This is a genomic window from Spongiibacter thalassae (genome assembly GCF_012272835.1).
Classification (GTDB): Bacteria; Pseudomonadota; Gammaproteobacteria; order Pseudomonadales; family Spongiibacteraceae; genus Spongiibacter; species Spongiibacter thalassae.
The window spans coordinates 203,755-229,554 of sequence record NZ_JAAWWK010000006.1 but is presented as its reverse complement, the minus strand read 5'-3'; the positions used below and the strand labels follow the sequence as shown (position 1 = coordinate 229,554).

Sequence of the window (25,800 nt, the reverse complement as noted above, 5' to 3'; positions counted from 1 at the left end):
ATTTGCGAGTTCGACACAACAGTGTGGAGCTTCGCCTGCCAATCTGCAATCATCGCGGATATGTCAGCGATAGTCTGGCCTGTGTTCACCGCGAGAGGTTGTGGTAGTTGTGAAATGGCCAAGTGATTTAATTCCCGCCACTCTGCAGCGGCGTTATAAGCGTTTTCTTGCCGATGTGGTGTTGGCAGACGGCAGTGAGGTTACCGTTCATTGCCCCAATACCGGAGCGATGACCGGCTGCGCCGAGCCGGGTAGCCGAGTGTGGCTGAGTCAAAGCGATAATCCCAAACGCAAATACCCCTATACGTGGCAATTGGTTGAAGTGGATGACCAGCCGGTGTGCATCCATTCGGCCCTGGCCAATAATCTGGTCGGCGAGGCCCTGGGCAGTTCGGGATTGACGGAGCTGGCGCACTACCGCAGCTTTCGACGAGAGGTAAAGACGGAAACCGGCAGCCGCATTGATTTTTTATTGCGTAGTGAGGGTCTGCCGGACTGCCATATGGAAGTGAAGTCGGTGACCTTGCTCGATGCCGAGGGGTGTGGCCGCTTTCCCGATGCGGCCAGTAGTCGGGCGCTGCGGCATGTTGATGAGCTGCGAGGGTGGGTCGAGGCCGGGCAGTCTGCGGTATTGTTTTTTGCGGTATTACACCGGGGTATCGATCGGGTGAAAGCGGCCGGGGCGATCGACCCGGCCTACCGCGACGCGCTCGCCCGCGCCGAGGCGGCAGGGGTAAAACTGCTCGCCTACCGCGCAGAAATTACCACTAGCGAGATGCGTTTAAGCCATTCGCTGCCGGTGTCGGTAGATTAATCGGCGTTTTCAACCAGATACAGTTTGCCGTTGTCGACCCTGCTGGTGACTGCTTCAAGGCTGCGGCCGATGCAGGGGCCCGAGACGCATTCGCCGGTTTCGATGATAAACAGTGCGCCGTGGGTCGCGCACTGAATCAGGGTCTCATCGATATCGAGGAACTGGTCTTCCTGCCAATGCAGTTCCACTCCGATATGGGGGCAGCGGTTTTGGTAAACATAGACCTCGCCCCGCTGTTTCACCGCGAACAATGAACGGTCACCCAGGCGCAGGCCCTTGGCGCCGGGGTCGGCGATGTCGTCGATATCGCAGAGGTAGTGCTCTGGGGCTGTTGTGTCAGTGAGCTTGGCCATTCAGTCCTCGTCGCCCTCGGGTGCGGGAGCGGCGATGCGCAGATCGCCCTCGGCGTCAAAGGCGTGACGAATCGCGGGAAGCATCCGGTCGACGGCGTCACGCCCTTCGGCGATGGCCTCGGCAGCGTCGCCAAAATCGAGCAGGCCGATATGCCCCAGTCGCGGCCACAACATAATGTCGGCGGGCTCACCGGCAAGGCGCGAGCGGGTGATTCGGTCCTGCATAATATTGATAGCACTCATCATCACGCCCACGGTGCCGGGGGGCTCGGGCTTTTTCACGCTCGGTGTGCTGCGCCAGTTAGCGGCGGCTTCCTTTACGCTGCTGGCAAAGCGGCTGAATGCGGCGGCCAGTTGGGATTCCTCGTCGTTTTCGGCGGGGGAGGTCTCCTCTTCGCTCTCTTCCTCTTCGACCAGATCCTCTTCCGGCATATTGTCGGCCTCGGTGGAATTGGGTGCCTTGGCGTCGCGATCGACCTTTTTGCGTCCCACCAGGTCGCTGTTGAGGTCTACGCCGATAATGATGTCGGCTCCCAGTGCCCGGCACACCGATACCGGTACCGGGTTAACCAGACCGCCATCAACCAGCCACGACTCGTTATAGGCCACCGGGGTGAGAATGCCGGGAATGGCCATTGAGGCACGCACAGCTTCCCATAGCGAACCTCGCTGTAGCCAGACTTCGCGGCCGCGAATCAGGTCGGTGGCCACCGCGGCGAAGGGCATGTCCAGGTCTTCGATGTTCGGATTGCCGTATTCAGCCATAAAGTGTTCGATCAGCCGCGTCGCGTGGGCGACGCCCCCGGTGGCGGTCAGGCTGATACTCATGTAGTGAAACACCTGAGCACTGCTCAGCGACTGAATCCACTCGGCAAAGTCCTCCAGGTGGTCGGTGAGGTAGCAGGCGGCGATGACCGAGCCAATAGAGGTCCCGGCAATAATGTCGGGCTTGATGCCCAGCTCGCCGAGTCGCTGGATCACCCCGATATGGGCCATGCCCCGAGCAGAGCCACTGCCCAGTGCCAATGCCACTTTTTTGTATGATGAGGTGCTTGAATCCACAGTATTTCAACTCCTGATTTCACTGGATACCTTCGGGCGGTTCTATTATGACAGTTTTTGCGCTAGCGTTACCCTTACGACACACAAGGGATGCTCCACCTCCATGATCGATTTCCGCATCACCCCTGAATTGCTCACCGGCTGCGATGATCGCGCGATGGTAGCGGTTCTTGGTCCGCCGGTGCACAACGCCATTGTAGCGCCGTTCCAGGCGCTGCGTGCCGACGCGGCCAATGCCGGCTTTGATCTGCAAATTGTCAGTGGATTTCGCAGTTTCGATCGCCAGTGTCGTATCTGGAACGCCAAGGCGAGGGGAGAGCGAACATTATTGGACAGCGAGGGCTGCCCGGTCAGGTTCGCCGATCTCGACAGCGATGCCCTGATCGATTGCATTATGCGTTGGTCGGCTCTGCCCGGTGCCTCGCGCCATCACTGGGGCAGTGACATCGATGTCTATGACGCCGCGGCGGTGCCAGCAGATTATCAGGTTCAGCTTACCCCGGAAGAGGTCGCGCCTGACGGCCCCTTTGGTGCCCTGCACCGGTGGCTGGACGACCAGCTCGCCCACGGCGCCGGCTATGGTTTTTTTCGCCCCTACGCCTGTGATTTCGGCGGCATTGCGCCGGAGCGCTGGCATCTCAGCTACGCACCTCTGGCGGCGCGCTGTCAGGCAATGCACGATGAGGGGCTGTTGCGGACTCTGCTGCGCCAGCGGGATGTCGAGTTAAAAGAGGTGGTGCTGGCGCGGTTGTACGAGCTCTACCAACGCTATGTTATTGTGCCGGAGTCGGCGTACCCATCGGCCTATGTGCCGTTATTGTCTGAGGGAGTGGGTTTGTGAGTTTAACAGTGGACCAACTCTGGGAAGAAATGCAGCGAGAAGGCCGGGACTTCGGCCGTAATGAGCCGGTATTGGCCAGCTTTTATCATGCCAGTATTTTGAATCACGACAGCTTTGCGGCGGCCTTGAGCTTTCATATCGCCGCGAAATTGGGCTGTGACTCGGTGCCCGCGATGTTGATTCGGGATGTTTTTCACGAGGCCTTCGCCAGTGATGGCGCTATTTTGCAGGCCGCTGCCGCAGATATCTGCGCCCACTACGACCGCGATCCCGCCTGCGACCACTACGGCATGCCCTTCCTGTATTTCAAAGGGTTTCAGGCGATTCAGGCCTATCGCATCGCCCACTGGCTGTGGCAGCAGGGCCGGGAGTCAATGGCCCTGTTTATGCAAAACCGTATTGCCAGTGTGTTCGACGTGGATATTCATCCGGCGGCGACTATCGGCTGCGGAGTGATGGTAGACCACGCAACCGGAGTCGTTATCGGTGAAACAGCGGTGGTGGGCAACAATGTGTCGATGCTTCACTCGGTCACGCTGGGCGGCTGCGGTCGCAGTCCGGGGCGGCGTCACCCGACGATTGGCGATGGGGTGCTGATTAGTGCCGGCGCCAAGGTGCTGGGGAAAATCGACGTGGGTGAGGGGGCGAAAATTGCTGCGGGCAGCGTAGTGCTGATCGATGTGGCACCCCATACCACCGTTGCGGGAGTGCCCGCCAGGCAGGTCGGCGTTCCTTCGGTCAGCCAGCCAGCCCTCGATATGGATCAGAATATCGGAAATTAGACCGCGCCGAGCGCAAAAGTGCCCTGATTGGCAGCACCATGTGCTGAAAAGGGTGAATGGCGCACAGTTCGAACTTAGCGGCTTGATAATCTCGTCAGAGTGTTTACATTACAGTGGCATTCCTTTGTGCCGTTGCGTCTGGCGAGTTGTATTAATCGGTAGCCAATTCGCATCGCATATATCACACAACCGCAAAGGTGGAGGTGCTTGTGAGCGTAAAGTTACTGGATAACAAAGCCTTTTATGGCTATCGGGTGAGGCGGACTGTCGCCGGTGAACTCTATCAGGAGTATTTCTCGCTGAAAAAAGACGGCAAGCGTCTTGAAGGCCGCCCTGCGAAAGCGATCGAAAAAGAGGCGATTGCCCGGGATGAAGAGCTGGAAGCGCGTCAGCGGGAATACCTTGAACAGACCAAGGAAGAGCGCTGTTTCAAGCCCGATGGCACGGTTCGCGGGATCAGCTACCTGCTGAAAACCGAGAAAAGCGGCAATCTGACCCCTATTTTTCAGGTTGGTGTGGCCTCCAAGGTCGAAAAGAAGACGGTGTGCACCAGTTTTTCGCTGAATGCCCACGGCAGTGAAGACGCCTGGCACAAGGCGGTTGACGCCTATGCCAAGCACAAGTCGATCCACAAAAACTCCAAGTTGTATCAGCGCCTGCTTCAGGCCAAGCCGAAGGTCGCGGGCTGAAGTATTCCCCGGCCCCCACGCCGCGTGCTGCGGCGTGGCCCTCAAACGGCCTGTAGTCCCTTCTCCACGGTCATTCGTCGCAGCGGTTTGATCGCGCACACGACCAGCAAAAGCAAGCATGTCAGACTCAGCCACAGTGGCACAATGTCGTGCTGGTGTCCTGCCGTTACGTCAATGCTCAAGCTGGTATTTGCCAGTACGCTGTCGAGGCCCAGACCGAATAACATGCTCATTGTGGCGACGGCGAACAGATAGGCCAACAGAGCCCGTCGGCCGAGTTCCTTGTGCACCATGCCAACCGCCGCAATATTGCTGGCGGGGCCGGCCAGCAAAAACACCAGTACCGCGCCGGGGGAGACCCCCGCGAGTAGAAAACCCGCGGCTATGGGAGTCGAGGCGCTGGCGCAGATATACATCGGGATGCCAATCACCAGCATGACCAGCATTGCCAGCGGGCCTTGTCCCCACTCTTGCAGCCATGCCTGGGGCACAAAGGCCTGCACTGCGGCGGCAAATAGCAAACCCACCAGCAACCAGGGCAGCATGTCATCGAATAACTTGCCAAAGCTGTAGTTCAGGCTCGTGCGCCAGGTTTCCCTGGCGGGGCTGGCTTTGCTGGCGCAGCAGCTACTGGTTGAAGGTGCTGCGGGGGGCTGATTGTCGTCGCTCCAGCCAGTCAGCAGTCCGGCGGTGATGGCGGTGGTGACCGCCGCCAGTGGCCTGACTACGGCCATCAGAGGGCCGAGCAGGCCGTAGCTCAGGGCAACGGAATCGACTCCGGTCTCGGGGGTGGAAATCAGAAAGGAGACCGTTGATCCCTTTGATGCCCCGGCGCGGCGCAGCCCCATTGCGACCGGCAGCACTCCGCAGGAGCACAGGGGTAGCGGCGCGCCGATGATAGAGGCCTTGATAATTGAACCGATGCCAGGCTTACCCAGCTGGCGGTTGAGCATGGCCTCGGGAATCCATGCCCGCATCAGGCCAGCGAGCAATAAACCGAGCACGAGATAGGGCGCTGCGTCGAGGCTGAGGTCGTAAAAACTCATCAAGTAGTTAGTCACGGGAGTGTTCCTCGTTACCGGGAATGGGGTGTTGATCGTCCAGAGCCAGCAGAATCGAGCAGTGTTCAGCCGGTACATCGCCGCCGCAGCAGGCATTGACCATGCGCTGAAGGGCATCGCGGAAGCGCTGCAACTCAGCAATTTTATGTTCTACCCACTGCAATTTGTGTTCCGTAATATCCCGCACCGCGCCGCAAGAGGCAGCCTTGGGATCAACGCGGATCGCCAGCAGCTCGCGAATATCCTCCAGACTGAAGCCCATGGCCTTGGCGCGAAGAATAAACTTCAATTGGCGAACCGCGTCCTCATTGTAAAAACGGTAGCCATTACTACTGCGGCCGGTGGCCGTTAACAGCCCTTCGCGTTCGTAATAGCGCAAAGTCTCCACGCTACAGCTCAGCGCGCTGGCCAGTTCTCCGATGCGGTAGGTGTTCACAGTGTTGGCTCCACGGATTTAAGTCTGATAGTTGTAGCATAGACCCTGTAGTAGGGTACGGGGTCAAGGGTTTGGTGGATGATGCGTTGGGCGAGGCGGGAGACGCTGGACGGGAGACGGGAGACGGGAGACGGGAGACGGGAGACGGGAGACGGGAGACGGGAGATGCGAGATGCGAGATGCGAGAGGCGAGAGGCGAGAGGCGAGAGGCGAGAGGCGACAGATGCTTTGGGGTTTTCGCGTCTTCCGTCTCCCGTCCAGCATTTCCCCGGCACAAAAAAAGCCCCACCAATAGTGGAGCTTTCCTCGAATCACCAGAACACTATTCCGCGTCTAGCGTCTAGCGTCTAGCGTCTAGCGTCTAGCGTCTAGCGTCTAGCGTCTAGCGTCTAGCGTCTAGCGTCTAGCGTCTAGCGTCTAGCGTCTCAGCCCTTGTAGGCTGCTGCGGCTTTCATGACTTCAGCGCGGGCGGCTTCGCTGCCTTCCCAGCCGTCAACTTTCACCCACTTGCCTTTTTCGAGGTCTTTGTAGTTCTCAAAGAAGTGCTCGATTTGCTGGATCAGCAGCTCGGGCAGGTCTGAGGGCTCTTTAACGTCTTTGTACAGAACCGTCAGTTTGTCGTGGGGAACGGCCAGCAGCTTGGCGTCTTTGCCTGCTTCGTCGCTCATGTTCAGGATGCCGATGGGACGTGCACGGATCACTGAGCCAGGTACTACGGGGTAAGGGGTCACAACCAGTACATCCAGGGCGTCGCCGTCTTCAGACAGGGTGTTGGGGATGTAGCCATAGTTGGCGGGGTAGAACATGGGGGTAGCCATGAAGCGGTCGACCATCAGTGCGTCGTAATCTTTTTCGATTTCGTACTTGATGGGGCTGCTATTGGCAGGGATTTCAATCGCGACGTAGATGTCGTTCGGCAGGTCTTTGCCAGCCGGGATCTGGTTATAGCTCATTATGGGCTTCCATTTATCAGTGTGAGAGTGAGAAAACTGGCGCAGATTATAAACCGCACAGGCCGGGAATACCAAAGGAGGTTAAAAAACCGACAGCCCCGCAAAGGGGGCAGCCGGCAAAGGGGAGACTAATCCTTGAAGTGGTGCGTGTTTAAATCTGGACCTGCACCAGGCCACCCTCGGTGCGCGCTGCGTAACAGGGCACAGAGACGGTATCGTCTTCAAGGCAGGTACCTGCTTCAAGACTGAAATGCTGCTTGTAGATGGGGGAGGCGACTACCAGTGTGTCTTGCAGATTGCCGACAATGCCCCGCGACAGCACATTGGCATTGCTGAAGGGGTCTTTGTTGGCCAGGGCGTAGACCTTGTCGTCGACACGAAACAGGGCGATCTGGGTGTCGTTCACCAGTGCAGCTACACCGGCGTTGGGTAGAATGTCGTCAAGCGAGCAAACTGTTGTCCAGCTCATCGGGTATTTCTCCGTTCTTTACTGCGGGCGCGCTTGGCGCCCGTAGGTCGTGTGTTGTAGGTGGATCAGGAAGCCACAGCGATCAGGTTGCTGTTGAGTCGCTTCTCTTCATCAGTGGCGGGGCGAATCTGGCCGCGCTCCTGAACAAAAACAATTTCCTTGTCGCCCTGCTCGGCGTTGACGAAGCTGCGGAATTGTTTGACCTTCTCTTCATTTTCGATGGTGGTTTTCCACTCGCACTGGTAGCTGTTGATGACATGCTGCATCTCGGCTTCGAGTTCGTCGCAGATACCCAGTGAGTCGTCGATAATGACCTTGCGCAGGTAATCCAGTCCGCCCTCGAGGTTTTCCATCCACACCGAGGTGCGTTGCAGGCGGTCAGCGGTACGAACGTAGAACATCAGGAAGCGATCGACGTATTTGATCAGGGTGGCGGTGTCGATATCCGAGGCAAAGAGATCCGCGTGGCGGGGTTTCATGCCGCCGTTGCCGCAGAGGTAAAGGTTCCAGCCCTTTTCGGTGGCGATTACGCCTACGTCCTTGCTCTGGGCTTCGGCGCATTCGCGGGTACAGCCGGAGACCGCCATTTTCAGTTTGTGGGGAGAGCGCAGACCTTTGTAGCGGTTTTCCAGATCAATGGCCTGGCCAACGCTGTCCTGAACCCCGTAGCGGCACCAGGTGGAGCCAACGCAGGATTTCACTGTGCGCAGCGATTTGCCGTAGGCGTGTCCGCTTTCAAAACCAGCGTCAATCAGCTCTTTCCAGATCAGCGGCAGCTGATCGACGGTGGCGCCAAACAGGTCGACCCGCTGGCCACCGGTAATTTTGGTATAGAGATTGTATTTTTTGGCGACGCTACCCACGGCAATCAAACCGTCGGGGGTGACTTCGCCGCCAGCCATGCGCGGCACCACTGAGAAGGTGCCGTTGTTCTGCATATTCGCCAGGAAGCGGTCATTGGTGTCTTGCAGGCCGGCGTGGGACGTCTCGAGAATATAGTCGTTCCAGCAGGAGGCGAAAATTGACGCGGCGGTGGGTTTGCAAATATCGCAGCCCTTGCCTTTGCCGTGTTTGCTGATCAGCTCGTCAAAGGTTTTGATTTCACCGACGCGGACCAGATGGTAAATCTCCTGGCGAGTATAGGGGAAGTGTTCACACAGGTCGGTGTTGACCTCTACACCCAGCTTGGTCAGCTCGGCGTTCAGTACCTGGCCGACCAGCGCGGTACAGCCGCCGCAGGTGGTTGCCGCCTTGGTGCAGGCTTTTAGGTCGCCTACGGTCATGGCGCCGCCCTGTACGGCCGCGCAGATATCGCCCTTGCTGACGTTGTTACAGCTACAGATTTGGGCGACATCGGGCAGTGCATCGACACCGAGACCGACGCTGGCACTGCCGTCGAGATTGGGCAGAATCATCGCCTCGGGGTGTTCTGGCAGTTCAATCTTGTTCAGCGCAAATTGCAGCAGGTTGCCGTAGTCCTCGGCGTCGCCAACCAGTACTGAGCCCAGCAGGTGCTTGCCGTCCTCGCTGACGACGATTTTTTTATACACCTCTGTCTGCTCGTTGATATAGGTGTAGGATTTTGCCCCTGGCGTATTGGCGTGGGCGTCGCCAATGGATGCTACATCGACACCCATCAGCTTGAGCTTGGTGCTCATGTCTGCGCCGTTGAACTGTTTGCCTTCAATACCGCCGAGAACGTGGTCTGCGGCAACACGGGCCATATCCCAGCCGGGCGCGATCAGACCGAAAATACGCTGGTTCCACAGGGCGCACTCACCGATGGCGTAGATATCGTCGTCGGAAGTTTGGCAGTTGTTGTTAATCACAATGCCGCCGCGCTGACCTACCTCAAGCGCGCACTGGTGTGCCAGTGCATCCTGGGGGCGAATGCCTGCGGAAAATACCAGAATGTCGGTTTCCAGTTCCTCGCCATCGGCGAAACTCAGCTTGTGCAGGCAGTTTTCGCCGTCACCGATATTCTGGGTGTTTTTCTGGGTGTGTACCTTCACGCCGAGGTCTTCGATTTTGCGGCGCAGAAGGTTGCCACCGCCGTCGTCGACCTGAACGGCCATCAAGCGTGGGGCGAATTCAATAACGTGGGTTTGCAGTCCAAGATCCATAATCGCCTTGGCGGCTTCAAGACCCAGCAGGCCGCCGCCGACAACAGCGCCGACCTTGGCGTTTTGGGCCGCGGCGGTGATCGCTTCGAGGTCCTCAATAGTACGGTAGACAAAGCAGTTTTCACGGTCGTGACCCGGCACCGGTGGCACAAAGGGGTATGAGCCGGTAGACAGGATCAATTTGTCGTAGGGGTAGGTGTTGCCCAGGTCGGTGGTAGCCACCTTAGCCGCGCGATCTATGCTCACGACCTTTTCGGAAGTTTGCGCCTTAATGCCATTGTTTGCATAAAAGCCCTCAGCCACCATATTCAGCGATTCGGCTTGGCGGGTTTCGAACCAGGCGGTGAGGTGCACGCGGTCGTAGGCGGCGCGGGGTTCTTCGCCGATAACGGTGATATCGAAATTGCCAGCCTTGCCGCTTTCGACGATGGACTCCAGGAACTGATGGCCGACCGGGCCATTCCCGACTATCAACAGGCGTTGTGGGTTGCTCATGGTTACTTCCTTTAGATCTTTGATGCCCTTGGGCGTGTCCGCTTTGTGCCAGGCATGGAGTTGAACGTGGTGGCGTTGCCCAAAGTCAAAGCAAGACCTGTGCCACACAATAGATCGTTATTTAAGCTGTTGTTTTTAAAAGATATTGTTCGTTTTATGCACTGTCATGGTTCGTTGTAGTGCGAGTGGTTGCTGGTGCATTTGGGATTTGCTGGGGCGTCGTGACCCATGGTGGTGCGTCGGTGGGGCGAGAGTGGCTATCAGGCTCTCGAGCTAATGCGTCATTGCGGTGCAAATGTGTCGTTTATGGTAAATTAAATTAAGAAAAAACAATGGGTTATGGTTTTTGTGCGACGCCTTGGCACAGCCTTTGCTCTTGTCGAGCCATTGTGTTTTTAATTTGGTCTCGCTGTTCGGAGCTGCTATGTCTACTTCTACATTAAATGTGCTCGATCTCAAGCAGGAAAGAATCCGCTTGTTGCACTTGAGCTGGTTTGCCTTCTTTTTAACCTTTGTTGTGTGGTTCAACCACGCACCGATGCTGGCTTCTATTAAAGAGGCGTTTGATTTAACCGGGCAGCAAGTCAAAGCCTTGATGATCCTGAACGTCGCATTGACGATTCCCGCGCGCGTCATAGTGGGTATGTTAGTAGATCGGTTCGGGCCGCGTATTATCTACAGCGCGCTGCTGGTATCCGGCGGGGTAATGTGTATTGCTTTCGCCTTCGCCAACAGTTACGAAATGATCGCACTGTTGCGTTTCCTGATGGGCTTTATCGGCGCCGGCTTTGTTATCGGTATTCGTCTGGTGGGTGAGTGGTTTCCCGCTCGCCAGGTGGGTTTGGCTGAGGGTGTTTACGGCGGCTGGGGAAACTTCGGTTCTGCAGCGGCCGCAATGACCTTGCCGACCCTGGCGTTGATCTATGGCGGTGATGATGGCTGGCGCTATGCCATTGCCAGTACCGGCGTTGTTGCCCTGTTATATGGTTTTTTCTTTTACTGGCGTGCGCGTAATACTCCCAAAGGCTCCACGTATTTCAAACCGAAGAAAAGCGGTGGGTTGGTAGTAACCAGCAAGCGTGATCTGGTGTTCTACATTGCGATGTGTGTACCAATGTATGCCGCACTGGCGGTGTTGACCTGGAAATTGTCGCCGACCAACCTGGGTTTGCTCAATGATGTTGCGGCCATCGCGCTCTACGTGGTGTTGGCGGTATTGTTTGTATTTCAGGTCAGTCAAATTTTACGGGTGAATAGCGATGTACTGAACAACGTTCCGATCCCGGAAATGCAGAAGTACAAATTCAAGCAGGTGGCGATTCTGAACGTGGCCTATCTGGCGACCTTCGGCTCAGAGTTGGCTGTGGTGTCGATGCTGCCGCTGTTCTTTATGGAAACCTTTGATCTGGGTGCGGTGACCGCCGGTATGCTGGCCTCCGGTTTTGCCTTTATGAATCTGGTGGCGCGTCCCAGTGGCGGTTATATGTCAGATCGATTCGGTCGCCGCCGTTCACTGACGATTTTGATCGCCGGGCTGACAGTGGGCTATCTGGTGCTGAGTCAGATCACCAGTGCGTGGCCGATCTGGTTGGCGGTTGTCGCAACCATGTGCTGTTCCTTTTTTGTGCAGGCCGGCGAAGGTGCGGTATTTGCAATTGTGCCGCTGGTCAAGCGCAGTATGACCGGCCAGATTGCGGGAATGACCGGTGCCTATGGTAACGTTGGTGCGGTGATATTCCTGACAACGCTGAGCTTTGTCAGCTCCTCAACATTCTTTATTGTGATAGCCTGCTGTGCGGCGGTGGTCTTTCTTGGGGTGCAGTTTATGGAAGAGCCCGAAGGTCATATCGCTGAGTACAATGAAGACGGCAGTGTTGCCTTGATTGAAGTCAGCTGATTGATGCTGACGCGCTAACCGGAGAAGCCCTCTTGCATCTTGATGGTGGTCTTCAACTCAGTATTGCCCAGCGCAGCAGCGCTGGGCAAAAACCGTTAAATGAAGATAGTCTTGGCATTTGTGTGCCCGAAGATCAGTCGCTGACCACCAAGGGTGCGGTGGCAGTAATTGCCGACGGCGTGTCAGCGGCGGAAGCTGGCAAGGAAGCGGCGGAGAGTTGTGTCACCGGCTTTCTCAGTGATTACTACTCGACTCCGGATTCCTGGTCGGTGAAGCGTTCGGCGCAGCAGGTGTTGAACGCGCTGAATCGTTGGCTCTTTGCTCAGGGGCAGGGTTACGCCCAGGCGGAAAAAGGCTATGTCTCTACCCTGAGTATTGCGGTATTCAAGTCCCAGGTTGCCCATCTATTCCATGTTGGTGACAGCCGAATTTACCGTCTGCGCGATGGTCATCTGGAGCAGCTTACCCGGGATCACGCGCGGCGTATCAATCAAAATCAGGCTTACCTGACCCGCGCGATGGGGCTGGATATAAATCTCGATGTTGATTACCGGGCAGTGGATATCAGTTGCGGCGACATTTTCCTGTTGACCACCGATGGTATTCACGACAGCTTGAGTGGCGAGGAGATGACTCGCATCATTCTTGCTCACGGTGAACACTTGAGTGCGGCCTGTGAGTCGTTGATCGCCGCGGCGCTTGGCGCAGGCAGTGATGACAATCTGAGCTGTCAGCTGTTGGTGGTGGATGGCTTGCCCTTGGCGGACGCCGATGATGTCTATCGCAAGCTGACCGAACTACCATTCCCGCCGCCATTGCAGGCCGGGGCGGTTCTCGATGGATTGGTGGTTGAGGCCGAGCTTCATGCCAGTCCGCGCAGCCAGCTCTATAAGGTCTACGATGCCACCGCCGATAAATATTACGTGATGAAAACCCCGTCACCGAATTTTATCGACGACGCGGCCTATATCGAGCGATTTGTGCTGGAAAGCTGGATCGCGAAGCGCATCGACCACCCGGCGGTGGTGAAGGTGGTGGAGCCGCCCCAGCGTCCAACATCGCTGTACTATCTGGCGGAATATATCGACGGTGAAACCCTTGGCGAGTGGATGAAGTCTCACCGCAAGCCGGCGGTCAGTGATGCGATCAGCCTGGTGGTGGTGATTGCCAAAGGCTTGCAGGCCATGCATCGTCGCGACACCCTGCATCAGGATATCAAACCCGATAATATTTTGGTCGCCCGCGATGGCAGTGTACGAATTATCGATTTCGGTAGCTGCCATGTGGCGGGGCTGGCGGAAATTGCCTCGCCGGTGGAGCGAGACCGGGTACTGGGCACGGCGCAGTACTCTGCCCCTGAGCATGTGTTGGCGCGTAAACCAGGGCCGCGGGCCGATCAGTTTTCTCTTGCGGTGATTATCTATGAAATGCTGACCGGCAGGCCTGTCTACGACGGTCGGCTTGAGCAATGTCAGTCGGCAGCAGCTTTCGCGCGCCTGCAGTATGTGTCGGCGTGCCAGTACAATCCCCATATCCCACTCTGGTTGGACAGCGCTTTGAAGCGTGCGCTAAGTATTTCCCCCGAACTGCGTTATCACGATATTGCTGAGTTTGTGCAGGATTTGCAGCGGCCCAACCCGGTCTATGACAAGCGTCAGTATCAGCCCTTGATTCACCGCAATCCTCTGCGTTTCTGGCAGGGAGTATCCTTTGTGTTGACCCTGGCGTTGCTGTGGAGCCTGGCCCGCTAGGGCGCCCTGGTTGCTGATCCCCTTTGCCGACGTAGCATTTCTTGCCCTGTTTCTCAGGGCTTTTCTCCTCTGGTTTGCCTCTTTTCTATAAAGTGTTTTTCCGCTTCTCGTTTATCTCCTTCCTGGTGTTTTTTTGCCTGCGCGGCGCTGATTGTTCTCTGTGCCATGCCCCCAATGAGCAACTGGCTGAAGGCTCAAAATGGGGCGCGTTAGCCATTTAATGATTCATAGGAAAAGAATCTATACGCACTATATAAAGGCGTTTTGTCCAAAAATTGATGCGTATTTTTTGCCTGTTTTTGTAACTAACTGAAATAAAAAGAAAATAAAAAATAATACGCGATATTGATATATGGCATATCGGTTGCAATAGGGATGATGGAGTAAGAGTGGTGCGAAAGGCGATACCGGTAATGAGAAAAATCGCTACTGCGAATTGCCACAAGCGTAAGTCCCGAAAGAATCCTATTGGAATATTGCAGAGTAATTTCGACAAATTTTGTATGACATACCAGGAGAATTAAATGAAATCCTTTGAACTGAAAGCGCTGAGCGCGTCGATTTTTTTGTTGAGCGCCATGTCGGCGGCCCAAGGGGCAGAGACTGTTAGCGAGGCGCTGGCAGAGGGAAAAGTCTATGGCGATTTGCGTCTGCGTTACGAGTCTGTGGAAGATGACAACGCTGCGACCGATGACGCTACAGCGTTAACCTTACGCACCAAGCTGGGTTACAACTCGGGAAGCGTGAACGGTTTTTCGACCACGCTGGAATTTGAAGACAGTCGCATTGTGGCAGGTGAGGGTGACTATACGGTCGGCCCCGCCGGTTATAACCCGGGAGAGTATTCTGTTATTGCCGATCCTGAAACCACTGAATTGGATCAGGCGTTTGTAAAATATAAAAGCGGTAGCTTCGTGGCTAAGTTAGGGCGTCAGGTAATTACCTATGACGGTCATCGTTTTATCGGTCATGTTGGCTGGCGCCAAGATCGTCAAACCTTTGATGGTTTGACCATGAGCTATCAGCCCAGTGAAAAACTGACCTTGAACTACGGCTATGTCGAGCAGCGTAACCGTATCTTTGCCGAGGCAGCGGATCTGGATTCCAAGGACCATTTCATGAACGTGGCCTACGACACAGCAATTGGCAAGGTAACGGCCTACGCCTATATGCTGGAGCTGGATATTCCCGCAGAGAACGGACTGGACACCGTGGGTGTCAGCCTCAAAGGTGCCAAGGCCTCCGGTGATACGAAGTTTCTCTATGCCGCGGAATACGCTACTCAGTCGGCCGAGTCGGCAGCAGGTGATGCGGATACCAGCTACATGTTGTTAGAGGGCGGCGTCGTTGCGGGTGGCTTGACCACTAAAATTGGCTACGAAGTCCTTGGTTCTGATGATGGCACGGTAGGCTTTGCCACGCCTCTGGCCACCTTGCACAAATTTAACGGCTGGGCAGACCTGTTTATTGGCACGCCGGGAGCCGGCCTTGTTGATCTCTATGCCAGTGTAGGTGGCAGCCTGGCTGGTGGGCAGTGGGGGCTGGTGTACCACGAATTCAGCGCCGACGAAGATACACCGACGATGTCCGATTACGGTAGCGAAATTGACGTGGTATACAGCCGCAAGTTTGCCAAGAGTTACAACGCCGGGATCAAGTATGCCGCTTATTCCGCCGATGACTTCGGCGTAGACACCAATAAGCTGTGGGTGTGGATGGGAGTGTCTTTCTAAATACTCCACTACCGGCTGGAGAAGCTCCGGCCGGGTTTCGAGCCCCGCATTGTCGGGGCTTTTTTTTTGCCTCGACACTTCTTCTGACTGAGGTGCGTCGTGCTTTTTTATGCCAAGCCATCAATATAGGCGCAGCACGCGCAGAACGACGCTTCAGCAATGGGTAAAGGGCTTACTGCTCAATCGTCTCTTGCCCGCCGACTTTACCCTGAGAGCTAAGGGGTCACAATAATTTTGCCACTCATTTTCTTGCCGTGCATCGCGCAGATATAGTCGTGTTCACCAGGGGTAGTCAGCACGGTTTCATAGTGTCCACCGTGACGAATTCGCGGGCCTTTTTTGCCATCAATCAGGATCATATGGTTGGAGCCATCTTCGTTTTCCCAGCGTATTGTTGATCCGGCCTTCACGCTGATCACTGTGGGTTCAAAACGCATGAAATCGACTATTTTTACCACGCCCTGGTTTTTCGCCGGGGCCGGGGTAGCTGCAGGAGACGTGGGGCCGGGGTAGGCCTTTGGCGGCGTTGCACTGCGCCGCTCAATGGCTTCCGGCTGAAGCTGGTAGGGTGCCGGGTCGTTGTATTGTTGTTGCGCACCGAGCTCGGTGTGCGCGGCGCGATGAGGTTTGACGGTGTTGCTCGGCTTGCTTCGAGCGGTGGCGCTGCTCATGCCGTCGCGATAGTTGCTGTGGGATGTCGCGGCGGGAATAGAGTCGGCGACAACAATTTGTCCGCGCATGGAGCCGTGTATCCCACACTGGTAGCTGTAAGTGCCAGGCACATTAAACTGATAGCGAAAGCTGCTGTTGGCAGGCATGCGTTGAAGGGTTTGGCCCTCCAGTTCTACCGAGTGGGTCAAGCCGTCCTGGTTAAACCATTCGACGGTGCCGCCGGTTTTGACTCCGAGGGTTTTTGGGCTGGCCTTGAAGTGCTCCAGTTTGATTTTGCGCGTTGCAGTACTATCGTCGGCGTGTAGGTCACAGGCGATTGTCATGCCAATCACGGCGGTGGCAATGGCGCTGAGGTAGAGCAGTCGATAGGGTTTGGTGGTGTCAGCAGACATGGTTGCAGTCCTCGGGCTTCAGGAGGGGACGAATCGCTAGGTCTTGACGATGCCGCCGCGCGATTCAGGCGGCGGCAGGACGTCAGTTAGAATTCAGGAGCTAGTTCTTGCTGCGGTTGTTGCGCATTTTCTGAGTGCGCCACATCATCCAGACCCCACTGACCGACAGCCAGATACACACAATGCCAACCAGATTGACGAAATACGCGCCCAGCTTGCCGAACAGGCGACCGCTGTGGAGGTCGATCAGGAGCTGCTCCAGCGCCACACTGGGTCGGGCGTGGGGTAAGCTCTGTGTGACGATGTTCTCTGGCAGTGGCGAGGTCTCGGACCAGGTAATATCGCTACCGTTGCCGGCGTAGGTTTCCCAGGAGATACCATCGGTGCTGAGATAAACCGACTCGCCCTGTAGCGCTACCATGCCACCGTTGTGGGCACCAATGCGGCGAATTTGACCCAGTGGCAGCATATAGCCGCTCAGCTTGTCGAGACGTTTCACGTCCGGGGTGAATATGCTCAGGCTGTCGTGGTTGGCGATGAAAATCAATTCGGCATCGTCACTGCCAATACTGACCATGCCAAGCGGTGAGGGAATGTGTTCCTCGGCGAGCTCGCCGTTGACCACGGTATTTTCCAGCGTTGGCACCAGCCAGGCGTCCCCGGAGAAATAACCGAATTTCGGCGGCTCGGTGTGCAGGCCATAAAAGGCCATGATACTGCTGGCTTTTACGCGGATAGCGTCGAGCCCCCAGTCGGCACTTTGGTTGAGCAGAATGCCGCTAAAGCCCAGCCAGGCCATAAAGAAAAAGGCGAACAGGCCGCCGCGTTGGTGAAAGCTGCGCAGGGTCTGCTGCAGATTTCGTTTGGCTTTCCTTTTGGTGTTTGATCTAGCCTTCGCGACCGGTTGCGCGGTGGGAGGCATAGAAGCCTCCGTTTCCGCTAACTTCAGGTCGATTTTCTCTGCGAGACTGCTGCCAGAACTGGACATTGTTTTCTCCTTGACCCATGTGCTACCGCAGCGCTGCAAGCGCGAGCGCGGTTCTAGCCATGCGTTCCATCATTTTTACTGAGAGAGTGGCACCGGTGATATTGTCCACTTGCACGTCGAGCTTATTGCCCGCTGCTTTGGCGCCCTTGAGTTGGTTGAGGAAGGCATCTTCGCCAACCTGTTCGCCGCGAGATTCGCGATAGATCAGGACTTTCGCCTGTTTGATTGCATTGTTTTCAACAACGAAACCGCAGGTGGTGGGGACATAGCCCTCCTTGCCGATGTCGTCGAAGATCCACACGCTGCGCCCGGCTTTCTCCCAATAGCGCACCCGCTGCTGGGGGAAAGGTCGATTAAACACCGCGCTGATTTGTTGCTGGGACGAACTGTTCAGCATCAGTACCTTGACCTGGGGAACGTCATTGCTAAACACTTCTGCAAGGAAGAGGTCGGGTGTTTGAAAGGTTTTGTAAAGTTCAAATGCCTGAGCAGGCGAAAGCTTGAGCAGGCATCCAGTGCATAATAGTAGTGTTAGAAGTGTCCTCCGGTAGCGACTCGACAGTTCAAGTCTGGAAAAAAGGGCGCCCCTTGCGGGCGCCAAAGTTGCTGGAGAAAAATGCATATCACTCATGGTGTACCTTGTGATTTTGTAAATGTCACGGACTGTTACTTGGTAACAATGACGCGCTCATAAGGAGCCAGTGCAGCGATCAGCTGGTTGCAGGCTTCATAGGTCACGTTAATGCGTTCGCAGGCGTTGTAAGCCGCCTCTACCACGGCGTTAAACTGCGTGACCGTAATGCCGAGATCGGCGTGGGCGGCTTCCATGCTGGCCCCCTGGTACTCGACGTCGCCACCCAGTACCAACTGTTCCAACTGTGTGTTGAGGAAAATCTGCCGCTCGATGTTGCCGAATTCGCGGAAGATATGGTTGATGCGGTTATCCAGCATAATGTAGTAGAACAGGCTTTCTACCCAATTGCGGATGCCTTCCTCACCGCCCCACTGTTCCAGTGCGTCGGAGTCCAGTCCGGGCAGGGTCCGTGTTTGCCCGGTTTGCGCGAAGGCTGAGTTGGTAGTCGCGAGGGCGATAGCGCCGCTTATAACGATATTTCTAAGTGTTGATTTCATGGCAATCTCCTAATGAGTCTCAATGCTAAACCGGGCTTAGAAGCTGGCCTGGAGAGACAGGTAAAAGCCGTGTTGCTCCGGCGTGATGGTGATATTGCCGAGCATCGCGTAGGCCGCTGTTATCGACAGGTTTTTGCTGGGGAAGTAAGCGATAAATGCGTCGTACCAATCGCTTTCGTCCTGGGTGAGGGTGCCGCTGAGGCCACCCAGTCCAGTGGCCTGAAGAGCCGGGCCGGCTTCGGTGGCATCTACGGAGCCGAGTTGCACGCTTTCGCCAGTCAGGTTGTCACCGTGCTGGGCCCACTCCATGCCTATTGCCGTGTCTTTGCGCAGCAGGTAGGCAATTGATATTTCAGGGCGGATTTCTTTCTCGTTGCCATCGGGGCCACCAAAGCCGGTAAGACCGGTTTGGTTGGCCGAGGTATAGCGTGCGGTGATGTTGATCAGGGTGTTGATCGGGAAGAATATCTTGGTCGCCGAGATATAGGCTTCCCAGTCCTTGGCTTTATTGGCCTTCAGGGTTTTCAGCAGATCAGTGTTTTCATTGTCCTTGTAAAAAGCACCAATCGCCACCTGGGGGATAAGGTTGTCCGAGTCGTAAATGGCTTCACCGAACACGCGGATTTTCGCGCCGTAAACATCCATTTTAATGGTGGTGTTGAATGGCTCGATACCTGGGTTCGTGGATTCGTCGCCCTCGCCACCGGCGGTGGTGGCTTCGCCGGCGGCACCGCCGCCTGCGCTGCTGGTGGTGTCGGTGACCAGACCAACGGTGTTAAATGTCGAGCCGGTGGTAAGGATTTGTTTGGTGTAGGACAGCTCGAAGCGGTCCCAGAAACCCACCGCCACACCCAGCGAGTTCAGTGCGTAGTTGGGCAGGTTAGCGTAGGTATAATGCACGTCGCCGTTAATACCGTCGCGGGTGGCGTAGCCGGTGATGGTCGCCCAGGGTGTGATACCACCGCCGCCTGCGCCATCGATCATACTTACCCCACCGGTGGCGAGGACTTTGCCCGTGTTGAACAATTCCGCACTGGCGAGCTGTGAGCCGGTAGCACTGGCGGCGGTGAGTAACAGAGCGCTTGCGGTGCGCCGTGAAAATAGATTTTTGATAACCATTTCAATACTCCAATACCAAAGTTGGGTCGCCTGTTTCGGCGTTCTTACGCCCGCAAATTGCGGTATTTCCTTGTCATGCCTTTTTGTATGCGGACACATTTGGAGTACTGTTATTTACACTTTTAGTGAATCGTGACCGTGTTCTTTATCGCTGGCTTACAAGCGCTCTCCGTGTTCAAGTTGGGCGCAAATGGGTAATAGCAACCGCTGTGCCAGAGAAAAAAAACGCGGGAATTGATCCAAAATTGCGTAAAAGACGTAAAAAATTTGCCGCTTTTTTGCGGTGCCGGAAAATGTATGGAATTTGCGTGTTTGTTTTTTTGTGGTGCGAAAAAACACCGGGTGTGACGTGTTGATCTCGACGATGGAAAATAATGGGGCGAATTTGCCGCGGAAAAATAAGTAATATTTATGTCGAATGGATCACACTTTTTTGCGGGTAGGTATATTCCACAGTGGCAAAGTGACTGCCGATTGTGTGTTGCCGAATGTTCTCGGTGCGACTTTTTGAAGCATATGTCCGTTTTTATAGCAGGCCCTTCGTCGAGAAAATGCCCCATTTTCATTCATTGCGGGGTTGCCGGGGTCGGCGTTGGCGGCCTTTGGTCAGCGTAGAGTCGAAGGGGTTGCGGTGATACCATGCCAGCAGGTTTAGCCGACTAGTGATGCCATGCACATACATATATTAGGAATTTGCGGGACGTTTATGGGTGGGGTCGCCATTCTCGCCCGGGAGCTGGGACATCGGGTCACCGGTTCCGACGCCAATGTCTATCCGCCGATGAGCACTCAGCTTGAGGCCCAGGGCATTGAATTGATGGAGGGCTATAAGGCCGAGCATCTTGATCCCGCGCCGGATTTGGTGGTGGTGGGTAATGCCATGTCGCGGGGAAATCCCGCTGTTGAGACGATGCTCGATCGCGGCCTTCCTTATACCTCTGGCCCCCAGTGGCTCAGCGAACAGGTCTTGCAGGGGCGCTGGGTGTTGGCATGCTCGGGTACCCACGGCAAAACGACCACCAGCAGTATGCTGGCCTGGGTACTGGAGGGCTGCGGTTATCAGCCAGGGTTTTTAATTGGCGGGGTGCCCGCCGACTTTGGCCTGTCGGCCCGGCTTGGCGGTTCGGACTTCTTCGTTATCGAAGCCGATGAGTACGACAGTGCGTTCTTTGACAAGCGCTCAAAATTTGTCCATTACCGACCGCGAACGCTGATCGTTAATAACCTCGAATTCGATCACGCCGATATCTTTGATGATCTGTCGGCCATTCAGCGGCAGTTCCACCATGTTGTGCGCACTGTTCCGGGTATCGGCCGAATAATTGTGCCTGACAATGTGTCCGCGGTAGACGAGGTGCTGGCGATGGGTTGCTGGAGCGAGTGCGAAGCCTTTGCCGGAGAGGGTGGTGCCCAGTGGCAGGTGCAAAATGTCAGCGCTGACTTTTCCTGTTTTGATGTCTGCTTTGAAGGTCAGGTGCAGGGCCGGGTCGAATGGCTGCATACCGGTTTGCATAATGTCCACAATGCGCTGGCGGTCATCGCGGCAGCGCGCCATGTCGGGGTGCCAGTGGCGGCCAGCTGCGAAGTGCTGTCGAAGTTCCAGGGCGTGAAACGCCGAATGGAGTTGCTGGGTTGTGTCGCCGGGGTGTCGGTTTACGACGACTTCGCCCACCATCCCACGGCCATCGCAACCACACTACAGGGGCTGCGTGGCCGTGTAGGTAGCAGCGGTCGAATTGTTGCGCTGATTGAACCACGTTCCAACACCATGCGTATGGGGATATATAAGGATCGCTTGGCGACCTCAACCGCCGATGCTGATGAGGTTGTCTGGTATCAGCCGCCGGGGCTGGATTGGTCGCTGGAGGGTGTTTTGGCGGACAGCCCGGTGAAGGCCAGCCTGAGCAGTGATCTTGAGGTCACTGTAACGAAGCTGGCAGCGGAATTGGCAGCGGGTGACCACCTTGTGATTATGAGCAACGGTGGCTTTGGTGGTGTGCACCAGCGCGTGTTGCAGGCGCTGAGCGAGCGCGGGGGTGCGGTGTGAAGGCCATCACTCTGGCGATGACCGGTGCCTCGGGGGCGCAATATGGTTTGCGTTTGCTGGAATGTTTGCTGGGGGCCGGCTGTCGCGTACATTTTATGATCTCCAAGGCGGCGCTGTTGGTGGTGGCCACCGAGACCGAGGAAAAACTGCCGGCCAAGCCCGCTGCCTTGCACCGCTACTTGTGCGAGCGCTACCAATGCGAGCCGGAACAGTTGCAGGTACACGGTGCTGAAGACTGGATGGCGGCGGTCGCGTCGGGCAGTGGCGCACCGACGCGCATGGTCGTTTGCCCGGCGAGCACGGGTACTCTCTCGGCGATTGCCTGTGGTGCCAGTAATAACCTTATAGAGCGCGCTGCAGATGTGGTGCTTAAGGAACGTCGTCAATTGATTTTGGTGACCCGGGAAATGCCCTTGTCCACTATCCACTTGCAGCATATGCTCAGTCTCAGCCAAATGGGGGCGACCATCATGCCGGCCTCGCCGGGGTTCTACCGCAAGCCAAACAGCGTTGCGGAGGTGGTGGACTTTGTGGTGGCGCGGGTGCTGGATCACCTTGAGGTTGAGCAGGCCTTGCTGCCGCGATGGGGCGAATAATCCCTGCGTGCGGCCGCAACCAAGCGGAATATCTACTAAAAGCCCGGGCGTGGCCTGGTGTTTAACTATAAAGGAAGCGGAATGAGTGCAACGTTGGCGACATTGTATCAGCGGGTAGTTTTGGCGAAGGCACCCTGGGTGTTGGTTGCGCTACTGGCGTTGATCGCGTTTTTGGGCAGCCACCTGCCTGATCTCAAGCTGGATGCTTCGTCGGAGGCCTTGGTGCTGGAGGGGGATAAATCCCTTGAGTACTACCGGGAGATCAGCAAACGCTATGAAACGGAAGAGTTTCTGATTGTGACCTTCCAGCCGGAGGGCGACCTGTTCGCCCCGGAGCAGTTGGCAACTTTGGCGAAATTGCGCGATGACCTGGCGGCATTACCGCGGGTATCCCAGGTGAACTCGATCCTGGATGTGCCGCTGTTGCAGAGCCCTCCCGTAGGATTGTCAGACGTGACCTCCGGCGATATTCCCACCCTGGCTAATGGGCAGGCCGATATCGATATGGCCCGCCAGGAGTTTGCCACCAGCCCCATTTATCGTTCATTGCTGACCAGCCCTGATGGCAGCACAACGGCCCTGCAGGTGAACCTCCAGCGGGACGAAAAGTTTTACGAACTGGTTGATGCACGGGATCAGCAGCGGGCACTGTCATTAAAAGGCGAGCCCGGTGCCGAGGCCGCCTTGGCTGAGGCCCAGCAACGCCTGGACGACTACACCGCCGAGGTGCATGAACGGCAGGAAGAGTTGGTTGCCGCCGCCCGCGAGATTGTGGCCAAGTACCGCAACGGCGACAGCCTGTTCCTGGGTGGTGTGCCGATGATTTCGGTGGACATGATCGACTTCGTGAAAAGCGATTTGAAGGTTTTCGGCAGCGGCATTCTTGCCTTTATCGTTGTGCTGTTGGTGGTGATTTTCCGCAGCCTGCGCTGGGTGTTGATTCCCCTGTTGAACTGCGTGCTTACAGTTGTGTTCATGCTCGGTTTGCTGGCCTGGCTGGATTGGCGGCTGACGGTGATCTCGGCCAATTTCGTCGCCCTGCTGCTGATTCTGACTCTGGCGATCAATATCCATCTGGTGGTGCGCTACCGTGAGCTGTCGGCAACCGACCCGGCGGCCAGTCAGATGCAACGGGTGGCCAATACCGTGTCGCTGATGGCGCGCCCCTGTATCTATACCTCGCTGACGACCCTGGTGGCATTTGCCTCGTTGGTAGTGAGCGGTATACGTCCGGTGATTGATTTTGGCTGGATGATGACCATCGGTGTGGTGGTGGCGTTAATCCTCAGTTTTCTGGTGCTGCCCTGCCTGCTGATGCTGCTGGCACCGAAAGAGGAAAAGGGCGGTGCGGATGAGTCGGCATCGTTTACCCGCTATTTCGCGGTGGCGACAGAGCGCTTTGGTCTGCCGATTCTCGTTGTTGGAGTATTGATGTTGGTGGTCAGTGGCGTCGGTATTTCGCAATTGAAAGTGGAAAACCGCTTCATCGACTATTTCCATGAAGATACCGAGATATACCAGGGCATGGAAACCATCGACGAGGAGTTGGGGGGCACCATTGGTCTGGATATTATTCTGCGCCGCCCCGCCGACCCAGTGGCAGTGGCGGTGGCAGATGATGAGTTTGGCGGCGACTTTGATGAGCCAGCCAATGTCGGTGCTGCAGACGATTTCAGCGATGACTTTGGCGATGCCTTCGACGACTTTGGGGGCGGTGGCTCAGGTGCTTCGGCGGCGAGCAGCGAATGGTTCACCGTGGCGGGTATGCGCCGGATTCAGGAGGTACACGACTACCTCGACAGCCTGCCGGAAACCGGCAAGGTACAGTCTCTGGCGACGTTCTATGAGTTGATGCAAATCATCATGGGCAATGTGGATGACTTGCAGCTGGCGCTGGCCCAGCGATCGCTGCCCGAGTCGATCAACTCGATTCTTATCGATCCTTATCTCTCTGCCGATATCGACGAGGCACGGATCAGCTTGCGGGTGAAGGAAACCAGCCGCAGTCTGCAGCGCAACGAATTACTCAAGCAGGTGCGCCGCCACCTGGTGGAGGAATTGGGTTTTGCCGAAGAGGATGTACAGATTACCGGCTTGCTGGTGTTGTACAACAATATGCTGCAAAGCCTGTTCAAGTCGCAGATCCTGACCTTGAGCGCGGTATTTGTCGCTATTCTGGCGATGTTCCTGGTGCTGTTCCGCTCCCTCAGTCTGGCCCTGATTGCCCTTGCGCCGAATTTACTGGCCGCAGGAGTGGTGCTCGGGGTGATGGGGCTGGCCGGGGTGCCCTTGGATATGATGACCATCACCATTGCGGCGATCACCGTGGGGATTGGTGTGGACAATGCGATTCACTACGTGCACCGCTTTATGTCGGAATTCCCCAGCAGCGGCAATTATCTGGAGACCATGTATCGTTGTCACGGCAGTATCGGCAAGGCGATGTACTACACCTCGGTGATTATTGTCTTCGGTTTCTCTATTCTCGCGCTGTCGAACTTTACCCCCAGTATTTACTTTGGCTTGCTCACCGCAGCGGCCATGCTGGCGGCGCTGCTGGGATCAATGATGTTACTGCCCAAGCTGATATTGATGGTCAAGCCGATGGGGCCGGAGTTTTCCGGTAGCGGAGAAAGCCGCCGGGCAGGGGAGTAAGTCGCGGTGTCTGAGAGCGTGCAACAGGAATACCCGCTGTTTCCCCTCGGCTCGGTGCTGTTTCCCGGCGGCCGCCTGGCGCTGCGGATATTCGAGCGGCGCTACCTGGATTTGATTAGGGATTGTATGCGGCAACAAAGCAGCTTTGGCATTGTGTTGCTGGCCCCGGGTGAGAGCGAGGTCGATCACCCCGGGCAGCAAGCGCCGCAACTGTCAGCGATGGGCTGTGAGGCTCGGGTTGTCGATTGGGATCAGCTGCCCGATGGTCTACTCGGCATAACTGTGGAAGGGGGGCGCCGTTTCCAGGTGCTCGCCTCCCGTCGGGCTGACAGTGGCCTGCATCTTGGTGAAGTGCAGTGGTGTGAGGAGGTGGAGGATATTCCCCTGCCTGCGGACTGTGCGTCGATGGAGAGTCTGTTACGCCAGCTCACTTCCCACCCCCATGTCGAACGGCTCGGCTTGTCGGCTGAGGTGAACGGCGCCGGGGAGCTGGTGAATCGACTCGCCCAGCTGCTGCCCTTGCCCGCGTCGGATACCTATCCTCTGTTGGCGATCGACTCGCCGCTGGATCGTCTTGATGCCCTTCACGACTTGCTGGAGCAGTTCGAGAGCTGATCCCGACGAGGCCGCGCTGACGGCGCTGCGCGTCTGTAGGTCAAAAAATGCCACACATAGTGAGTCGTCGGGCTTTCCGGTATACTGTGCCGCTATTTTCCGGCGGTTTTGTGCCGTCATCACGAC

Annotated in this window: 23 protein-coding genes; 11 read left to right on the top strand and 12 right to left on the bottom strand. The window is 56.4% G+C overall.

All coding sequences use genetic code 11. The features are described from left to right. Positions 1 to 109: 109 nt before the first annotated feature. Complete coding sequence (gene sfsA / locus HCU74_RS16465) at positions 110 to 814, top strand: DNA/RNA nuclease SfsA (RefSeq protein ID WP_168451507.1); 705 nt, start codon at positions 110 to 112, stop codon at positions 812 to 814. On the opposite strand, the gene HCU74_RS16460 is transcribed toward sfsA, so the two are convergent. Continuing rightward, on the bottom strand, positions 811 to 1,167 hold the full coding sequence (locus tag HCU74_RS16460) for a Rieske (2Fe-2S) protein (protein WP_168451506.1): 357 nt from the start codon (positions 1,165 to 1,167) through the stop codon (positions 811 to 813). The genes sfsA and HCU74_RS16460 overlap by 4 nt on opposite strands. Continuing rightward, on the bottom strand, positions 1,168 to 2,229 hold the full coding sequence (locus HCU74_RS16455) for a patatin-like phospholipase family protein (protein ID WP_210425342.1): 1,062 nt from the start codon (positions 2,227 to 2,229) through the stop codon (positions 1,168 to 1,170). Positions 2,230 to 2,332: 103 nt separating this feature from the next. Between HCU74_RS16455 and HCU74_RS16450 the strand changes: the two genes are divergently transcribed. The 3 genes from HCU74_RS16450 to HCU74_RS16440 all read left to right on the top strand — a co-directional run bounded on the left by HCU74_RS16450 (position 2,333) and on the right by HCU74_RS16440 (position 4,541). Continuing rightward, positions 2,333 to 3,070: a M15 family metallopeptidase gene (locus HCU74_RS16450; protein ID WP_210425341.1), complete on the top strand. Its 738-nt coding sequence runs from the start codon at positions 2,333 to 2,335 to the stop codon at positions 3,068 to 3,070. 29 nt (positions 3,071 to 3,099) lie between these two features. Then, on the top strand, positions 3,100 to 3,852 hold the full coding sequence (gene cysE, locus HCU74_RS16445; protein WP_168451707.1) for a serine O-acetyltransferase: 753 nt from the start codon (positions 3,100 to 3,102) through the stop codon (positions 3,850 to 3,852). 209 nt (positions 3,853 to 4,061) lie between these two features. Continuing rightward, positions 4,062 to 4,541: a hypothetical protein gene (locus HCU74_RS16440; RefSeq protein ID WP_168451505.1), complete on the top strand. Its 480-nt coding sequence runs from the start codon at positions 4,062 to 4,064 to the stop codon at positions 4,539 to 4,541. A 41-nt stretch (positions 4,542 to 4,582) separates the two neighbouring features. Here HCU74_RS16440 and HCU74_RS16435 read toward each other — a convergent pair whose 3' ends face one another. The 5 genes from HCU74_RS16435 to nirB form a co-directional block, all read right to left on the bottom strand. Next, positions 4,583 to 5,602, bottom strand: coding sequence for a permease (locus tag HCU74_RS16435; RefSeq protein WP_210425340.1), 1,020 nt, complete (start codon positions 5,600 to 5,602; stop codon positions 4,583 to 4,585). Further along, a complete protein-coding gene (gene zntR, locus HCU74_RS16430) occupies positions 5,595 to 6,038 on the bottom strand; it encodes a Zn(2+)-responsive transcriptional regulator (RefSeq protein ID WP_168451504.1) in 444 nt (147 codons plus the stop codon). Before zntR ends, HCU74_RS16435 begins: the two co-directional genes overlap by 8 nt. Positions 6,039 to 6,463: 425 nt before the next feature. Then, entirely contained in the window at positions 6,464 to 6,991 is a 528-nt protein-coding gene (gene ppa, locus HCU74_RS16425) for an inorganic diphosphatase (RefSeq protein WP_168451503.1), read from the bottom strand. A gap of 151 nt (positions 6,992 to 7,142) precedes the next feature. Further along, complete coding sequence (gene nirD, locus HCU74_RS16420; RefSeq protein WP_168451502.1) at positions 7,143 to 7,460, bottom strand: nitrite reductase small subunit NirD; 318 nt, start codon at positions 7,458 to 7,460, stop codon at positions 7,143 to 7,145. 65 nt (positions 7,461 to 7,525) lie between these two features. After that, positions 7,526 to 10,078 carry a nitrite reductase large subunit NirB gene (nirB, locus tag HCU74_RS16415; protein ID WP_168451501.1) on the bottom strand — a complete coding sequence of 851 codons (2,553 nt, stop codon included), beginning with the start codon at positions 10,076 to 10,078 and terminating at the stop codon, positions 7,526 to 7,528. A gap of 424 nt (positions 10,079 to 10,502) precedes the next feature. On the opposite strand from nirB, the gene HCU74_RS16410 reads away from it, so the two are divergent. The 3 genes from HCU74_RS16410 (at position 10,503) to HCU74_RS16400 (ending at position 15,459) form a co-directional block, all read left to right on the top strand. After that, positions 10,503 to 11,975, top strand: coding sequence for a NarK family nitrate/nitrite MFS transporter (locus tag HCU74_RS16410; RefSeq protein WP_168451500.1), 1,473 nt, complete (start codon positions 10,503 to 10,505; stop codon positions 11,973 to 11,975). Between the two features lie 32 nt (positions 11,976 to 12,007). Beyond that, positions 12,008 to 13,726 (top strand): bifunctional protein-serine/threonine kinase/phosphatase, encoded by a 1,719-nt coding sequence (locus HCU74_RS16405; protein WP_168451499.1) that lies wholly within the window; start codon positions 12,008 to 12,010, stop codon positions 13,724 to 13,726. Between the two features lie 524 nt (positions 13,727 to 14,250). After that, positions 14,251 to 15,459, top strand: coding sequence for an alginate export family protein (locus HCU74_RS16400; protein WP_168451498.1), 1,209 nt, complete (start codon positions 14,251 to 14,253; stop codon positions 15,457 to 15,459). 215 nt (positions 15,460 to 15,674) lie between these two features. Here HCU74_RS16400 and HCU74_RS16395 read toward each other — a convergent pair whose 3' ends face one another. From HCU74_RS16395 to HCU74_RS16375, 5 genes are all read right to left on the bottom strand, one after another. Further along, positions 15,675 to 16,523, bottom strand: a complete 849-nt coding sequence (locus HCU74_RS16395) for a cupredoxin domain-containing protein (RefSeq protein ID WP_168451497.1) — start codon at positions 16,521 to 16,523, stop codon at positions 15,675 to 15,677. Between the two features lie 100 nt (positions 16,524 to 16,623). Next, positions 16,624 to 17,511, bottom strand: a complete 888-nt coding sequence (locus tag HCU74_RS16390) for a PepSY domain-containing protein (RefSeq protein WP_168451496.1) — start codon at positions 17,509 to 17,511, stop codon at positions 16,624 to 16,626. Positions 17,512 to 17,533: 22 nt separating this feature from the next. Further along, positions 17,534 to 18,142, bottom strand: coding sequence for an FMN-binding protein (locus HCU74_RS16385; protein WP_246864670.1), 609 nt, complete (start codon positions 18,140 to 18,142; stop codon positions 17,534 to 17,536). 35 nt (positions 18,143 to 18,177) lie between these two features. Further along, positions 18,178 to 18,642 (bottom strand): group I truncated hemoglobin, encoded by a 465-nt coding sequence (locus HCU74_RS16380; RefSeq protein WP_168451495.1) that lies wholly within the window; start codon positions 18,640 to 18,642, stop codon positions 18,178 to 18,180. Positions 18,643 to 18,678: 36 nt separating this feature from the next. Next, positions 18,679 to 19,761 carry a DUF3034 family protein gene (locus tag HCU74_RS16375; protein WP_168451494.1) on the bottom strand — a complete coding sequence of 361 codons (1,083 nt, stop codon included), beginning with the start codon at positions 19,759 to 19,761 and terminating at the stop codon, positions 18,679 to 18,681. Positions 19,762 to 20,431: 670 nt separating this feature from the next. On the opposite strand from HCU74_RS16375, the gene mpl reads away from it, so the two are divergent. The 4 genes from mpl (at position 20,432) to HCU74_RS16355 (ending at position 25,674) form a co-directional block, all read left to right on the top strand. Next, on the top strand, positions 20,432 to 21,808 hold the full coding sequence (gene mpl / locus HCU74_RS16370) for a UDP-N-acetylmuramate:L-alanyl-gamma-D-glutamyl-meso-diaminopimelate ligase (RefSeq protein WP_168451493.1): 1,377 nt from the start codon (positions 20,432 to 20,434) through the stop codon (positions 21,806 to 21,808). 17 nt (positions 21,809 to 21,825) lie between these two features. Continuing rightward, a complete protein-coding gene (locus HCU74_RS16365) occupies positions 21,826 to 22,404 on the top strand; it encodes a flavin prenyltransferase UbiX (protein ID WP_168451704.1) in 579 nt (192 codons plus the stop codon). Between the two features lie 81 nt (positions 22,405 to 22,485). Next, a complete protein-coding gene (locus tag HCU74_RS16360; RefSeq protein WP_168451492.1) occupies positions 22,486 to 25,059 on the top strand; it encodes an efflux RND transporter permease subunit in 2,574 nt (857 codons plus the stop codon). 6 nt (positions 25,060 to 25,065) lie between these two features. Beyond that, positions 25,066 to 25,674 (top strand): LON peptidase substrate-binding domain-containing protein, encoded by a 609-nt coding sequence (locus HCU74_RS16355; protein ID WP_168451491.1) that lies wholly within the window; start codon positions 25,066 to 25,068, stop codon positions 25,672 to 25,674. Positions 25,675 to 25,800 lie beyond the last annotated feature (126 nt).

Coding starts and splice junctions, on each gene's coding strand:
- HCU74_RS16395 (WP_168451497.1), bottom strand. CDS start 16,523: ATGTCTGCTGACACCACCAAACCCTATCGACTGCTCTACCTCAGCGCC.
- HCU74_RS16410 (WP_168451500.1), top strand. CDS start 10,503: ATGTCTACTTCTACATTAAATGTGCTCGATCTCAAGCAGGAAAGAATC.
- HCU74_RS16450 (WP_210425341.1), top strand. CDS start 2,333: ATGATCGATTTCCGCATCACCCCTGAATTGCTCACCGGCTGCGATGAT.
- ppa (WP_168451503.1), bottom strand. CDS start 6,991: ATGAGCTATAACCAGATCCCGGCTGGCAAAGACCTGCCGAACGACATC.
- HCU74_RS16390 (WP_168451496.1), bottom strand. CDS start 17,511: ATGTCCAGTTCTGGCAGCAGTCTCGCAGAGAAAATCGACCTGAAGTTA.
- nirB (WP_168451501.1), bottom strand. CDS start 10,078: ATGAGCAACCCACAACGCCTGTTGATAGTCGGGAATGGCCCGGTCGGC.
- HCU74_RS16380 (WP_168451495.1), bottom strand. CDS start 18,642: ATGAAATCAACACTTAGAAATATCGTTATAAGCGGCGCTATCGCCCTC.
- HCU74_RS16375 (WP_168451494.1), bottom strand. CDS start 19,761: ATGGTTATCAAAAATCTATTTTCACGGCGCACCGCAAGCGCTCTGTTA.
- HCU74_RS16460 (WP_168451506.1), bottom strand. CDS start 1,167: ATGGCCAAGCTCACTGACACAACAGCCCCAGAGCACTACCTCTGCGAT.
- cysE (WP_168451707.1), top strand. CDS start 3,100: ATGCAGCGAGAAGGCCGGGACTTCGGCCGTAATGAGCCGGTATTGGCC.
- nirD (WP_168451502.1), bottom strand. CDS start 7,460: ATGAGCTGGACAACAGTTTGCTCGCTTGACGACATTCTACCCAACGCC.
- HCU74_RS16365 (WP_168451704.1), top strand. CDS start 21,826: ATGACCGGTGCCTCGGGGGCGCAATATGGTTTGCGTTTGCTGGAATGT.
- HCU74_RS16400 (WP_168451498.1), top strand. CDS start 14,251: ATGAAATCCTTTGAACTGAAAGCGCTGAGCGCGTCGATTTTTTTGTTG.
- mpl (WP_168451493.1), top strand. CDS start 20,432: ATGCACATACATATATTAGGAATTTGCGGGACGTTTATGGGTGGGGTC.
- HCU74_RS16360 (WP_168451492.1), top strand. CDS start 22,486: ATGAGTGCAACGTTGGCGACATTGTATCAGCGGGTAGTTTTGGCGAAG.
- HCU74_RS16385 (WP_246864670.1), bottom strand. CDS start 18,142: ATGAGTGATATGCATTTTTCTCCAGCAACTTTGGCGCCCGCAAGGGGC.